At 42.8% G+C, this 15,663-nt stretch carries 9 protein-coding genes; 5 read left to right on the top strand and 4 right to left on the bottom strand.

Features of this window, described 5'->3' with window-relative positions:
- Positions 1-571: 571 nt before the first annotated feature.
- From HUN01_RS28590 to HUN01_RS28570, 5 genes are all read left to right on the top strand, one after another.
- Entirely contained in the window at positions 572-1,258 is a 687-nt protein-coding gene (locus HUN01_RS28590) for a recombinase family protein (RefSeq protein WP_181928997.1), read from the top strand.
- A gap of 31 nt (positions 1,259-1,289) precedes the next feature.
- Positions 1,290-1,748, top strand: coding sequence for a hypothetical protein (locus HUN01_RS28585; protein ID WP_181928996.1), 459 nt, complete (start codon positions 1,290-1,292; stop codon positions 1,746-1,748).
- Between the two features lie 486 nt (positions 1,749-2,234).
- On the top strand, positions 2,235-5,270 hold the full coding sequence (locus tag HUN01_RS28580; RefSeq protein WP_181928995.1) for a BPTD_3080 family restriction endonuclease: 3,036 nt from the start codon (positions 2,235-2,237) through the stop codon (positions 5,268-5,270).
- 59 nt (positions 5,271-5,329) lie between these two features.
- Positions 5,330-8,080 carry a site-specific DNA-methyltransferase gene (locus tag HUN01_RS28575; protein ID WP_181928994.1) on the top strand — a complete coding sequence of 917 codons (2,751 nt, stop codon included), beginning with the start codon at positions 5,330-5,332 and terminating at the stop codon, positions 8,078-8,080.
- A gap of 243 nt (positions 8,081-8,323) precedes the next feature.
- Positions 8,324-8,854, top strand: coding sequence for a hypothetical protein (locus HUN01_RS28570; RefSeq protein WP_181928993.1), 531 nt, complete (start codon positions 8,324-8,326; stop codon positions 8,852-8,854).
- Between the two features lie 117 nt (positions 8,855-8,971).
- Here HUN01_RS28570 and HUN01_RS28565 read toward each other — a convergent pair whose 3' ends face one another.
- From HUN01_RS28565 to HUN01_RS28550, 4 genes are all read right to left on the bottom strand, one after another.
- Positions 8,972-9,634 carry a hypothetical protein gene (locus HUN01_RS28565; RefSeq protein WP_181928992.1) on the bottom strand — a complete coding sequence of 221 codons (663 nt, stop codon included), beginning with the start codon at positions 9,632-9,634 and terminating at the stop codon, positions 8,972-8,974.
- Positions 9,635-9,843: 209 nt separating this feature from the next.
- A complete protein-coding gene (locus HUN01_RS28560) occupies positions 9,844-10,635 on the bottom strand; it encodes a BRO-N domain-containing protein (RefSeq protein WP_181928991.1) in 792 nt (263 codons plus the stop codon).
- Positions 10,636-10,678: 43 nt separating this feature from the next.
- Positions 10,679-10,843, bottom strand: a complete 165-nt coding sequence (locus HUN01_RS28555) for a hypothetical protein (RefSeq protein ID WP_181928990.1) — start codon at positions 10,841-10,843, stop codon at positions 10,679-10,681.
- Between the two features lie 211 nt (positions 10,844-11,054).
- Positions 11,055-15,662, bottom strand: a complete 4,608-nt coding sequence (locus HUN01_RS28550) for a tape measure protein (protein WP_181928989.1) — start codon at positions 15,660-15,662, stop codon at positions 11,055-11,057.
- Position 15,663 lies beyond the last annotated feature (1 nt).

Below are 15,663 nucleotides of genomic sequence, written 5' to 3'. Positions count from 1 at the left end.
GCATTTCAACCACCCTGTAAATAGCCGTAGAATTTTCAAACCAGTTTTTACTGGTGAGTTTTAAACGATATAAAACTGCCTCACCAAAAGGCGTGAGCTACCCGATCGAATTGGGCGTGAGGATATTAAATTAACCCTGTCTAAAATAACCGCGTCCTATTGATTGGGATGCGGTTATTTTTTTTGTTTATGCAGACATAAGCCAGAGCTAGTATTTAAGCTATGAGTTTAAGATTTAGCTTATGCATCAGTTGGGCTTATTGCTTAGACGGGCTATTGCTAGCTTTGGCTTATCAGTCTTTATCCATAGAGTAACCGCACTCTGATTAGTGATTTATGCGGGTGTTTCTCGATATGTGCCAGTTTGTAGCCAGTTAAATAGACTTAACTCTATGGAAAGAAGGTATTTGTACAATGAGGCTCTATGTTAGACCTACAGTAGGGCGAATTTTATAACCTATATTGCTTATAAAGCTTATATAGTAATGTTTATAGCTATTTTATTGGCACAAAAGTTAAAAGTATTGTATCATTTAAAAGTAGTCAAATGCATTAACAGAAGGAGTTTTAGATGAAACTGGTAGGATACATCCGAGTTAGCAGCGCTGGGCAAGAGGATAACACCAGTTTGGATGAGCAAGTATCACGGATTAATGCATACTGCCAAGCATTAGGGCATGAATTGATTCACATATACAGAGAAGTAAAATCTGGGGGAAGGGCAGATAATCGCCCTGAGTTTCAAAAAACCGTCGCCCATCTCCAAACTGAGGGAATAGATGGGTTAATCGTTATTAAGCCAGACCGCTTAGGCCGCCGGGCCAGCGATGTACTGTCTTTTTTTGATAATATTATTGCCCCTCAAAATAAAGCACTAATTATTGTTGAAAACAATATTGATACCTCAACCGCTACGGGCAAGATGATGCTCGGCGTTCTTTCGGTGTTTGCCGAGTTTGAAAAAGACCAAATCAATAAACGTACTGGCGATGGGCGGAAGGCACGGGCTAAGACCTCTGAATATGCTAATGGTGGCGCACCGAAGTTTGGATCTAAGGCTGAGAACAAAAACCTAGTGATTGATGATGAAGAACAAAAGGTGATCGAGATTATCCGCAGGCATCACAAGTCGGGCAAGAGCCAACGAGCGATCGCAGAATACTTAACTAAGAATGGGTACAAATCCAAGCAAGGTAAGGCGTGGTCTGGTACTTCTGTAGGTAGAGTATTGACCCGGATGTACCCGAAAGCGAATTAAGATAAGACCAGGTATTAAAAAAAATAATTTTATGTATGAAGAAATTAAGCTATCACCAGCGTTAGAGAAAATCAATTCTCTGCCTTGGAACAACGAACAACTTAAATCGGTAGCAGAGTTTATGGTCTGTAACTTTGAAGCTATAAAACAGGCTGCAAACACATTAAACAAGCCGATTGAGGAATTGAGCCATGATGAAATAATCGAGATTATTAAGCAGCATGATAATACTGCCTTCCTTATGAATCAAACCAGTGAAAAAAATACGCTTCAGGTAAATGCAATGACAGCAAATGAAAATAAAAATATTTGGCAAAAAATTTACGACGATGCGGTTATCTACGGTAAAAAGTTACACGAAAAGGAATTGGAAGCCTCTCGTACAATTACAGACACATCTCCTACACCATTGAAGGTAACGGCTAAAAAAAAGCGTAAGAAGAAAAATTTAAACTTAGAGTCAGATAGAGATTCCCAGAAGCCGGACTGAGAGAAGCTTTGTAGTATTAAAAAAATATCTTCTACTGTAGATTCACGAGCGACAAACTGACACTCGTGCTTTTAAATTTGTTGCTTTAAATCAGTAATTGCAGGATTACTAGGAAGAGACTTTAGCGATCGCCCTACTAACCTTTGGTACTTCTGCTCAAAGAGGCATTTTTAGATTCACACCAGTTACTCAATCTAGGTTTGAAAGTATTGTTCTGGCTTTTGGCGATCGCCAACTGATGAATGAAAATGGCTACGAGAATAAGCGCAAGAGCGCAGTAGCAGTCAATGAGCGTTAAGCTTGATAAACTTTATTCCAAAAATGCCCCAAGCTTTTTACCTTTTATGAAGCCAAAATAAAATACTTACTGCAATTCTGTAATAAAAATATTTTTAGCATCCAATTTTCAGTGTTTTCACTGATACGATAAAGTAGTTTAAATGCATATATTGTTTAGCATTAATTACTACTTTAAGTAGTGGGTAAATGAAGCAAGTCGTTATTGAAAACCCCATTATTAACTCAGCATTTTCCGAGCCTCAGCGACATTTTCGCTTTGATGACGATGGCATTACCAGCGACGTTGTTGATACTAGGCGCAAAAGTCATTACTTCATTCCCATTGCTAAACCAAAAAAGCAGGATAAGCAGCTTGAGCTTGACTTAGGTCTATGGACGCAAGACCGAATAGAGGAAAACAAGGATATTAACGATATCCGCGAACGCGTTTCATTATGGCGGCGTGGTGGTTATCGTAGTGCAGTCAATATCACTCCCATAACACGGCGATTATTAGAACATTGGACAAATCCACATCGAGAAAGAAAACTGTTTTTTTGTCAAATAGAGGCTTTAGAAACAGTTATTTATATTACTGAGGTTGCTGAGAAGTCTGGAGATACTTGGATTAAAAATAAGCTTAACCAGTTTAAAGAGGACGCTAACCCGTTGCTATTTCGTCAAGCGTTGAAGATGGCGACAGGTAGCGGAAAAACCGTCGTGATGTCAATGCTGATTGCTTGGCATTCCCTCAATAAAATTGCTAATCCTCAGCGTCGAGAATTTAGTGATACGTTTTTGGTGGTTGCGCCAGGGATTACAATCCGAGATCGCTTACGTGTGTTGTTGCCCAACGATCCAGAAAACTATTACAAAAAGTTAGATTTAGTACCCTCAGATTTATTTGCAGAATTAGAGAAAGCCAAAATAGTAATTACCAACTATCATGCTTTCAAACTCAAAGAGCATACCAATGCTGCTGCATTAACTAAAAGTATTCTGAGGCAAGGCAAGGAAAACCCATTTACTGAAACCCCATCTCAGATGGTTAATCGGGTATGTCGAGGACTGGGGACTAAGAAAAATATTATTGTTATTAATGATGAAGCACACCACTGTTACCGTCGCCGTGTTGGTGGTGATGAAGAAAAATATAAAGGAGATGATTTAAAGGAAGCGAAAAAAAATGAAGAGGAAGCGAGAGTTTGGATTTCAGGCTTAGAAGCTATTCAACAGAAATTAGGGGTAAAGGTAGTTTATGACCTCTCAGCTACTCCGTTTTTCTTAAAAGGTTCAGGCTATAAGGAAGGGACTTTATTTCCTTGGGTTGTATCCGATTTCTCCTTAATTGATGCTATTGAATCTGGCATTGTCAAAATCCCTCGTGTGCCTGTATCTGATGACAGCATGAAGGGAGAACTGCCTACTTATCGCAATATTTGGACGCTAATTCGTGACCATCTGCCCAAGAAAGGAAGGGGTTCTAAAGAAAATGTCCCCTCAACTCCAGAACCAAAAATACCCAAGGAATTAGAAGGTGCGCTACGGACGTTGTATGGCAACTATGAAAAGTCTTACAAAGCCTGGGAGCAAAATTCTGAGGCACAAGCCAAGGGACTCACACCACCAGTTTTTATCGTAGTCTGCAACAATACCAGCGTCTCGAAGATGGTTTATGACTATATCTGTGGTTGGGATACTGGTAGAACTTACCCCGATGGCAGACCTGTTTTAAAGGCTGGTCAGTTACCGGTGTTTAGCAATGTCAAAGATGGTAACTGGGCATCTCGACCTAACACAATTCTGATTGACAGTGAGCAGTTAGAGTCTGGGGAAAGCATGACTGCTGAGTTTAAACAACTCGCAGCACGGGAAATAGAAGAGTTTAAAACTGAGTACCGAAATAGATATCCAGGTCAAGACCCAGACAAAATCAGTAATGAAGACCTGTTGCGAGAGGTACTTAACACAGTAGGTAAAGCTGGCAAGCTAGGTGAACATATTCGTTGTGTTGTCTCAGTTTCCATGCTGACTGAAGGTTGGGATGCTAATACAGTTACCCACATCTTGGGGGTGAGGGCATTTGGTACTCAGCTTTTGTGCGAACAAGTAGTAGGAAGGGGTCTAAGACGCATTAGCTATACCAGCAATGACCAAGGGATGTTTGAGCCGGAGTATGCCGAAGTCTACGGTATTCCCTTTGCCTTTATTCCCTGTGCTGGTTCAAACAAGACACCAAAACCGGGGTTACTGCCTACTCGTGTACGCTCACTTCCAGAAAGGATTGATTGTGAAATTACTTTCCCGAAGTTGTTAGGCTATCGTTACGAAATCAGCAGCAAAAAACTGACACCAGATTTTACTAAACCTGGCTGTCACTATTCCCTATCTACGGCTAACTTACCCAGTAGCACAACAGTTGCCCCTATCATTGGTCTGTCTAATATTCATACCCTTGATGACCTGCGATCGCAACGTGAACAAGAAGTAGTTTTCTTGCTAGCGAAGTTTACCTTAGAAAAGTATTTCCGATGCAGTGAGTTTGAGTCAGAAGTCCAGGCTTGGTTATTTCCCCAGGTGTTGCAAATAGCAAAGCAGTGGATAAGAGAATGCGTCACCTACAAATCTGGGACATATCCCCAAATGCTACTGCTGAATGAGTATGCCCATGATGCCTCGGATTGTATTTATCAGGCAATAGTTGCTGGAGAAAGTGAAAAATCTCTTAAACCGATATTGCGACCTTATGACCCAATGGGTTCAACAAGTTATGTAGACTTTAGCACCGCCCGTCCTGTTTATGTGACTAACCCTATGAAGTGTCATATCTCTCATGTGGTTGCTGACACCAACAGTTGGGAACAGAAGATGGCACAGGTGTTGGAAGATATGGATGAAGTAGTTTGTTATGTCAAAAACCAGGGACTCGGTTTCTTGATTCCCTATACCTTAAATGGTGAACAAAAGAACTATATGCCTGACTTCATTGCAAGGATAAATGATGGGCATGGTGATTTATCGAATTTGATTGTTGAGGTATCAGGAGAAGCCAGAAAAGATAAAGCAGCGAAAGTTGCTACAACCCAAAATCTTTGGATACCAGCGATAAATCAACATGGTGGTTTTGGTAGGTGGAACTTTATCGAAATCACTGACCCTTGGGATGCAGAAGATACTATTCGTAATTTTATTAGTCATGGTTGTGCTAACCCATCACTTCTCCAGAACCTTCAAGCAGCCTAGTTAGTGATTGCTAATAATTTTTCAAGTCTGTAATTAATTAATGGTTAGAGTTGTGAACTATGTCTAAAAAAACTCCTATTACTACTGTTAAGCATAAAGATAAAAGAGCGAATATTCCTACAGAAGAACTGCGTGATTTTTTATCTGATGAAGAGAAAGAGCAAAAACCTTTACTCTACCCTCGTGACACAGCCTTAGACCCTCAGTTAGTTTGGAAAGAAAAAGATAAACAAGACAGTCAAGGTTTAGAAATTCCTACTGTACCAATTTATATTCAAGAAAAGATTCATCCCCAAGCCATTATTGAAAATTTCCGCACTCAGGCTAAAAAAGAACAACCTGAACAGTTGAGTTTATTTGGTGACTTCAATGGATTGGCTTTTGATAAATTAATTGATTTTTACCAACACAAGGAAGGGGTAAGTTGGACTAACCGCATGATTCTTGGTGACTCCTTGCTCGTCATGGGTTCCTTGGCTGAGAAGGAAGGGCTAAAAGGCAAGGTGCAAATGATATACCTAGACCCCCCCTATGGCATTAAGTTTGGGTCAAATTGGCAGGTATCAACCAGAAAGCGAGATGTTAAGGATGGTAAAGCTGAGGAAGTAACCAGACAGCCTGAGCAGGTTAAAGCATTTCGGGATACTTGGGAGTTAGGGATTCATTCTTATTTGGCTTATCTGCGCGATCGCTTAATGGTGGCGAGAGAATTATTGACTGAAACTGGTAGTGTTTTTGTGCAGATTGGTGATGAGAATGTGCATCTGGTGAGGAATCTGCTTGATGAAGTGTTTGGAAGTGAAAATTTTGTTAGTTTGATTACTTTTGCTAAAACAGCAGGATTTTCAAGTAATTATCTATCATCAATTAGTGATTATATATTATGGTATGCAAAATCTTATTCAGATTTAAAATATAGACCTTTATATAAAGAAAAAGTAGCAGGAGATGATGGCGCTGCTAAATATCGTACTATATCAAGCTATTCAGAGTTAAAACATATATGTTTCGATCCTAATAGCTTCGTATCATGCGATTCTATTACTTCACAAGGGGCAAATTTAAGATCAGAACAGAGTTTTTCTTTTCGTGCAAAGGTTTGGAAACCTCCTGAAAATATGCATTGGAAAACAACTGTAAAAGGATTAGAAAGGTTAGATGCTTCAGGACGTTTAATGATTCAGGGGAATTCAATTAGATTTATCAGATTTTTAAATGATTTTCCAGTTTTTAATCAATCTAACATTTGGCTAGATATTGGGGGAATTCAAAGCCGTACAGATCCAAAAGTTTATGTTGTCCAAACAGCTACAGAAGCTATTAAACGCTGCCTTCTAATGACCACAGACCCTGGCGACCTAGTTTTAGATCCAACAATGGGAAGCTCGACAACAGCCTACGTCGCTGAACAATGGGGAAGACGCTGGATTACTATCGATACCAGTCGCGTTGCCTTAGCATTAGCCAGAACTCGCCTCATGTCAGCCCAGTTTCCCTACTACTTACTTGCTGACTCCTCAGAAGGCATCCAAAAAGAAGCAGAAATCACCGGACAACTGCCATCCACCAACATTAAAACAGAAGGCGATATCAAAAAAGGCTTTGTTTACAAGCGCGTTCCTCACGTTACTCTAAAAGCAATCGCTAACAATGCCGAAATCGACACCATCCACGACAAGTGGCAGCAAAAACTAGAACCCATTCGCACTCAGTTAAACCAACTCCTCAAAAAATCCTGGGAAGAGTGGGAAATCCCCCGCGAACCTCAAGATAAATGGTCACAGGAAGCAAAAGACTTATTGCAAGAGTGGTCGAAGCTCAGACAGCAGCGCCAGCAGGAAATTGACGCATCTATTGCCCGTAACGCAGATTATGAAACCCTCTATGACCAACCCTATGAAGATAAAAAACGCTTGCGGGTAACTGGCCCCTTTACTGTAGAAAGCCTTTCCCCTCACCGCGTCCTTGCCGCCGACGATGAACGACCTGCCTCAGAAGCTGAAGGTACTCAACACGCCTCTGACCAATTTGAAATCAGAATTATTGAGAACTTAAGGAAGGCGGGAGTTCAGAACACTAAAAAAGATGAACGCCTCAAATTGGACTCGCTTGAACCTCATCCTGGCATTTGGATACAAGCAGAGGGAGAATACACTGATAAAGACGGCAAAGTGAAACGGGTGGCAGTTTCTATTGGCCCTGAATATGGCACTGTTGGCTCAGACCATATTAAGGATGCTGCGAAAGAAGCTGTGCAAGGTTTAGGGTATGACCTGCTGGTTGTCTGCGGTTTTACCTTTGACCCTGGTGTTTCGGAAGAATCAAAACGCTACGGTAAGCTGCAAGTTCTGATAACGCGGATGAACACTGACTTGCTTCTGGGTGATGAACTGCTCAAAAAAACTGGAGCAGGCAACTTGTTTATGGTGTTTGGGGAACCAGATGTTGAGATAAAACAAGATAACGGTAAAGTCACCGCTATTCTGCATGGTCTAGATATTTATGACCCCACCACTGGCGAAATCCGCAGTAGTTCAACCAATGACATTGCCTGTTGGTTCATTGACACCAACTATAACGGCGAAAGCTTTTTTGTCCGTCATGCCTACTTCACCGGAGCAGATCAACCCTATGAAAAACTCAAGAAAACTCTGAAAGCTGAGGTTGATGAAGATGCGTGGTCAGACCTCTACTCCACTACCAGCCGTCCCTTTGACCCGCCGCAAACCAACGACGGTAAGCCTGGGAAGATTGCTGTTAAGGTAATTAACCACTATGGCGATGAGGTGCTGAAGGTTTATCAGATGTAGTAGCGTGCGATCGTTGATCGAAAGACTTGTTGCTTCCCAGTTTTTTTGATGTCGTCAAAACCAGCTTTTACGCTAAGGAGTTACAGGTTGAAAATCGCCAATAGCGTAAAGCTGGTTTTGGTATTTTACAGAATTACTCTAAGCCTATGAGTACGGCTGAAAAACTTGTTAAACAACGACAATAACGATTGTCTCGCTACTCACGGGAACTATATAAATAGTTCTTCAGAAGGATAGTATTTTATGCCTCGCAACCTAGAGATTTTTAATCGTGGAGACTGGTTTTTGCAGGAAGGTATGAGGGATGATGGAAATTTTGGATACCCTATTTATTACAGACACGCTATCGCTTATTCAATTGCTATAAACATTATCGCTGGTAAAGATAGTGATTGGATGGCTCAACAGGTAGATAGCGTTATCGCAGCGCTGGATAAGGACAGATATTACCAGTGCAAAGATTTTATTGAATTGTATCCCTTTGCGGGGTTCCCATTGGCGGGGAATTTATTTGCAGGAGGAACCAAAGGGATACCCAAGGGGGTCGTTCTAGTGGATCAAACTAACTCATATTATCCACTCGTGTTCTATGGCGAAAACAATGAAAGAGACGGTAAACCAAGGGTTTCAGCACTTAAACATTCTTTGGTATCCGTCAAGGATGGTTTAACCCAGATTTTTGACAAACTTAACTGCCTTGAGGATAAATCACAATGGGACGAAGATTTTCAAAACGAACTTTGGGAGATTTACCCAGGTAAGCCAAATACTTAACTTAGCTTCTCGCGTCAAGCGAAAAACTTATAATTAAGAAAAAGCTTTAACCTTCGGCGAAAGAATTAGCGGCTACTTACGAGTCTTAGCTAGGAATTAAACTTTTAACGTAAGAAATTAGCCTGAAGAGGGTAAGTATCGGAGTATTGAAATATACACAATAGCATTAGCTAGACGATTCCAGTTGGGTTGATTAATTGTAAAGAGGATACCTCCAGTTAGCGCTACCCATCCGATAGGGCCCAGTATAAATGCAATGGTTTGACTCATACCCATATAAACAGCAAATGGCAAGGTAATCCCTAAAGTATTAGTAAGTCCGCCTAGTACGGTACTTGCCAACAAATACACGCCGAAACCACTCATTTTTGCAACAGCCATTGCACTACCACCTACCAGCAAGTTAGCAATGTCTGGATCATTAGCGTCTCTTGCCATCTCCATAACAATTTGTTGCTGTTGCTCCGGTGAAAGTTGTTCAAGCATATTTTGAAACAGCTTGGAGACTACAGTAGCTTCTATTTCTTGAGTTTCCAAGTCATGCCAGTTACGACCGTTTAATGTTGCTGACCAATCAATACCGATGTGGTCAGCGACATCTGTCACAACCTGCTTCCAAGAATTGTTCCAAAAAAGCTGTCCAATGCTTCCAGCCCTGAGATATCGTATGTGATTGCAAAGAGTTTCGGGAGAATCGCCAAATGCCGAACCTGTCAATTGCGCTAAATTCTGTCGTTGTTCTTCCGTAGCAGATCCGATAATTCTATAAAACTCTTGCATGGTTTTAATTGAAGACTAACGTCAAGCTATTTACGTCAGGCGATTTCTGATTTAACGTAAGAATAGGGCTTCTAGCCGATAGCGTCAAGCAAAATTCCATATATTGAGGAAGAATTGAGCCTTAGCCTGACGTAAATAGCTTGACGTTAGTCTGTGAAATTGACTGACGTTGAATACAACAATCCCCGGACGATGCCGGGGACAAAGTTTTAATTAATTCCGATTCCCTTTTCGTCCCAGTATTCTAATGCGATATCTACTATTCGCTCATGATAATGCTCAGGATAAACTTTGATATTAGCCGCGTTATGATTAGAGCCTACGAGCTTCTGGACTGATTTAACGGCTTCACCAGTCTCGGCTATGAAATAGGACTTAACCAACTTACCGATTTGACCGAGGCTATTTTGATAGGCTTTCTGTGATAGAGGAAATCCATAACGTTCCAGAACCTCAGAAAGGGTCAACCACTTAGGTTCAGGCAAGGTAGGAAGTGTAGTAACACCAGTAACACTAGTTAGAGATGCAGCAGTTCTCTGAGATAGGTTTTGTAACTGAGTGTTATAAACCAAAACCGCTCTATCATCTTTGACGTATTTAGCAGTGTCAACGCCGAGCTTGAGTACTTCAAGTAAGAATACTTCTCTTTCTCCAAGCTGAGGTATTGGATCTGATTGTGGTGTGGTTACTTCGTACTTTCCGGTTTTGCGAATGGATGGAAGAACCTCAGAAGTAAGCCATTTCTTAAACCGTTTTGCCGATTCTTTGCGACTAGTAACAACAAGAGAATAAAGCCCAGGCTCGTTTATGCTCCAAGCATCGCCCTGACGACCTATGTTAAACATAGATCGTTCATCGTCATCTAATTTAGATATAGCTTGAGTAACGTTTTGGATGCCGAGTATTTTACAAACATCTTGAGCTACCCACCAGGGGTTTTCAGGAGTACCAACAAAACGTACTTCTTGATCTTCAAATGAGAAAATTGTTAGATTAGACATAGTTTAAATCCTTTATTTTGTGTGAGCTTCTAGCGTTGACGCGCTAGAAGTTTGTTTTTTTTGCGGCTAGTGAATCTAGATAGAAACGCATTGCATTAGCGATCGCTGTATTGAGTGGGATTCTTCTTTCTGCTGCATAAGCCGTCATTTCAGCTTTAAGTTCAGGAGCTACTCTTAGTGGGTAGCTCGGAATTAAGTTTTTACTCATTAGTAAGCTCTCTGTAAGCTATGTATAAAATATAACACAATAGACATCTGTTGTAAAACGTCAGGCGAATTCTGATTTAACGAAAGAATAAGCATTTCAAGCTATTTACGTCAGGCGAATTCCAGATAGCACTCCCTGCAATCGTGGATTTACGTCAGGCGAATTGATTAATTTTTCTCTTCTATAGGAATTCGCCTGACGTAAAAAATGATTAACGCCCGTAGATACTGCCACGAGTCAAGCTACCACCGGGCCTGCGAGAGTCCTTAATACCTTCCTGTATCTTTGCCTCAAGAATTTTTTTAAGTTGGGGAATGTTATAGTTTGGCGCTTCCGATCCTGCGATAGTAACGCTTATGCCCCCAACGTTAACACCTGAATTACTGTTGCTTTGGACTGATGAGCCATTGCCACCCACCATCCCACCACTGGCGTAGCTTGGCAATCGCCCAGCACTCTGTAGGCGATTCCAGATTTTTGTCTCCTCTGGATTTAACACTCTCTCGCCCACGTTGGCGATGATTAAACGTGGCTCATATCCGCTTATTGCCCTTTCCTGGCTCATGCTACGGGCAATGTCTCCCACCATCCCGCCAGAAGAAAATCCAGGAATCATGCTAAATCCGCCGTCTGAACCACCCAGGAAAGAGCTAAAATCGCTTCCGCCGCCAGTGCCAGAGCCAAATAAACCGCCAATTGTGCTGAGGATTGAGCCAAATCCGCCATTATCACCACTACTGCCCTGCCCTTTCATCCCAAAGATTGTTCCGAATAGTTGATCCGAAAGCATTTGCGAAGCCATACTAGCCAAGTTATCCAAAATACTCTCGAAGATTTTAGAGATTGCACTACCAAAGTCTTCTGTATTAAGTATTAGGTCTTTAAAAGCACTCTGGCTATCTGTTTGGATGCCTTTTATAACGTCTGAGAACTGAGAGAATTCGCTATTAATTGACTCTAATTTGATGTTGTTGATTGCTTCTAAATTATCCTTGGCTTGAGTGAACTCAGCGACAGTGAGGCTTGATGTCTCTCGTAATCGCTCAAGCTCTGCGATCGCATCTTGAAAGCTTAATCCTTGATTTAAAACAGCGACTTGTTTCTGAATATTTCTAGAACTGTAATCAAGCCCAAGCCCTTGCAGCGACTCAGCTTTACCCGCCAGCAAATCTATATCTGTCTGCTGCAAATACCGAGCGTTAGTAATGCTTTCATCCTTGCTTTGGCGCTGATAATTAGCATTGTTCAATAGATTAGATTCGTTAAATCTAAGCGCCAGCCGCACTCGTTCGCCGTTTGTTTGAGTTGGTGTTAGCTGTTCTTCACGGGCCCGTTCAAAAAGTGAGAATTTATCCTGAGCATAGCGGCTTTTTAGATCCAGCGCGGTAGCGTCTCGCTCCATAGCAAGGCGATCGCCCGTGCCGATGCCATAGCCTCTAAGTTGGGATTGACTACGCAAACCTTCAGCGATGGTAGTATTCTCTTTAACAGTTGCGGCTAACTCTCTACGGGCTTTTGACAGTGCGATCGCTGCCTCCGATGCCTGGTACTGAGCATTGATATTGACTAAAAGCGCGTCATTCTCTCTGCGTAACTGTTCTAATCGCGTCTCTGCCTGGATCGGGTCGATTTCTTTCTTAAATTCCCGGTCACTTAGGTCAAATATTTTCTTTTCCAAGTCTAATTGGGTTTGTTTGAGTGATAGCTCCCGCTCAAGCTTTGGTAGATTATCAAGCCCAGGCGATTGCTGAGGAAGTTGTTTTAGTCCTTGGATCTGCGCTTGGAGAATAGCGACCTCTTGAGTCATCGCCTCAAAGTTAACCCCACGTTGTCTTGTAGCTGATTGCTGGGCATGAAAAACGGCTAACTCTTTGGTTGCTTGGGCACGAGAATTACTGAGTTGTTTGATAACGCCGTCTAGTTCAGTGACAGATTTTTTATCAAGCGCGATTTGCAACTGAAGGTCTTTAGCTTCTTGCTCTGGCACACTCCCACTACCCATTCTTGCGTTGTTTATACCCAACCTAGATTGTGAGTCTTGTTGTCGCTGGATAGCTTCTCTTAAAGCGTCGTCGTAGCGCTGTTGCAGTTTTCTCGCTTCCTCAGCTTGGCGATCGCTAAGACTTGGGTTCTTTACAGCAGAAAATTCTAAATCTCGCGCCTGCTGTAATGATTGCTGCATTTGTGCCGCAGCCTCGCGGAATTTCTGACGACGGGCTGCTATTTCCTTGAGTTCTTGACCTTCGAGGATGGATCGGATTTCTGGCGGTTGGTTGCCTGCTGCGAGTGCCTGGGATGGAGGAGCAACCGAGCTTACTAACTTAGAATTGCTTGGAGTCTGGGTATTAGTCTTACCCAAAACTCTAAAAGCAACCTCACCCAGACTAATGCCAATTTCCTTAGCTGCGGCAGTGGACAAATCCAAACCACGGGTAGAATGCGGAACGTAGCGACCATCTTTTCTCTCGTATGGGCCGTGATCCGTAATCCTAACCGTTACCTTCCTGCCGTTAGCTGGGTTTACGGCTTCTACTCTATCACCCCACTTAACGCCGAGGTTCTTTTTGAGGTTCTCGTTCATTGCGGCGGTAAGCGCGTTCTGGTTGAACCTTTCCCCAGATGAGGTTTTTTGACCGTCAAAACCATCACCCGCGCCATAAGTGCTGGCAATAGTCCGCATCCAATTGCCTCCCGTGGCGGTTGGGGCTGTGGGCTTTGAAATGCTAGACAGTGCCCCAACCGCCCCAGCCTTGCTCATGGGCTGGATATAGTCTCTAATAAACTTCTGCGGCTCTACGTATGAGCCATTAACTTTAATACCAAAATCAAGGTGTGCGCCAGTCGATAGAGCATCTTTAGTTATCCGCCCCAGTGCTTGCCCCGCGCTGACTTGTATCTGCTTCTGACCACCAAACAGTTTTTGAATATCACCTAAGCGTAGATGATTGTAGACAACGGTCACGCGCTTACCGTTTGCGTCTGTTGTTGCAATGTCAATACCTGCGCTTGTGCTGGTAATCTGCCGCATCGTAGCGCTACCAGACAAGGCAGCTTGGGCTACAGCACCTTCACCCGCTCCCACCCGTGAATCAAAGTCTATTTTAGAGTGTCTACGCCTCCCACCATCCCGCATCCCGTAGAACCCTTGTCCTGGAGTCGGTTGATAGGCTAGCAGTTTTTCAAGACTGACACCAGCCAAGGGAGATGCAGCTTTGAAATTTGATTTTACGTTGGGTGATGTGGGTGATTGAAATAGCGCGGCGGGGCCGTACTTGAGAAAGTTCTTGAACTGCCCTTGCTGCTCTGGTGTGCCACCCAGTAACTTTGACGCTTTATCATAAGCTAAATCGATAGATTTACCTATGTTTTGAAAGATGCCCAGCATTTGTTTTGCATAGGCGACTGAATCACTTAAACCCTTGCCAAAACTGCCTATAGCGTTCGTTGCGTCTTTTAATGCTGTAGGATTTTGGCTTAAGTAATTGGCGAGTTTTTTCGATAATTCGACAGTGCTTGCGATCGCATCCTTGAGCGCGGAGCGAATGATATTAGCTGTTTCTTTGGCGAGTTGTGGATTCTGCTTGAGATATTCTGAGAAGTCCTTAGCCGATTTGTTGAGGTCGTCAAACAATCCGGCTTGTCCAAGTTCCGAGAGCGTTTTTTGAGCGAAATTTAATCCAGCTACTACTCCAGGTTCTATTGCTTGACCAAGGCTTATTTTTAGCTCATCTAAGCGATTGTTTAGCCTAGTCAGTGCCGACGCTGAATTATCTGTAGCTTTTGTGATATTGGCTGTAGAAACATTACTGAGTTCTCGCGTGAAAGCTGGTAAGAAAACCTCGGCTGTAAGCTGCCCACTTTCTAAGAGCTTGTCTAGTTGAGATGTAGTTACACCAATGCTTTTGGCAGCTTTTGTGAATGCTCCAGGCAGTCTCTCGCCAATTTGACCCCGCAATTCTTCCGCCTGTACTTTCCCTTTGCTGATAATTTGCTGCGTGGCTAAAAGTACACCATTGAAATCATCGTTACTTAGATTGGCTTCGCGGGCCGCCGTAGCGATGCCAGTAAAAATATCGCGTGTTTTCTGTCCTTCTAGAGCAGTGCCTCGTGTGGCTGCGGTGAGACTAGCAAAGCCCTTGGCACTGGACAGCATCGGGAGCGCTAGTCGATCAGACTCTAGCCGCAGAAACTTCAAGCTATCAGCCGCAGCCGTGGCACTTCCTTGTATAGTTTCTAACTGAGTTGATATTGATTTAAAATTACTGTATTTCGAGATTGAGTCCCCAGTGAATGCCAGCCCACTGTCTACAGCGCTTCTAGCCGCATTAATCGTACTCTCAACCAGATTTGCGATCGCCAGTGTTCCGCCCGTTGCGATTCCTGCGGCTAGACCTGCGGCGATATCGCCACCTATGTCCATAAACACTTTCGACGGAGAGCGTATTTTTAGCTTGCGCTTAGTCTCATCGATCGCAACCACTGCCATCTGAGCCGAGGCATTTTTTACTTGATTTTCCCCTTGTTTTATCCCCGCGCTTAAACCCTTAGCGATTTCCTGCCCTGCTTTCTTAAAGCTGGCGTTAGAGAACTTATAGGAATTTAGCGAAGATTCCAAACTTTTTGCGATGGTTTTACCCGCGCTAATCCCCGCACTTTCTGCGGCTGACTGAAGCGCTTTAGTATCAAGTGACGGGCTGATTCTAAAATTCTTCTCTAACTGAGAAGCTTGCCGTAGAGCCATTATCTTGGCTTGTTCTATATCCCTTTGTAACTGAGAGTAGTCACCGGCTAGCCCAATAACGAGTTGACCTAAGTCCACG

Origin of the sequence: Nostoc edaphicum CCNP1411, assembly GCF_014023275.1 — a bacterium.
GTDB classification, from domain to species: Bacteria; Cyanobacteriota; Cyanobacteriia; order Cyanobacteriales; family Nostocaceae; genus Nostoc; species Nostoc edaphicum_A.
The sequence above is the reverse complement of the archived record's forward strand: the minus strand, read 5'-3'. Positions and strand labels throughout refer to the sequence as shown.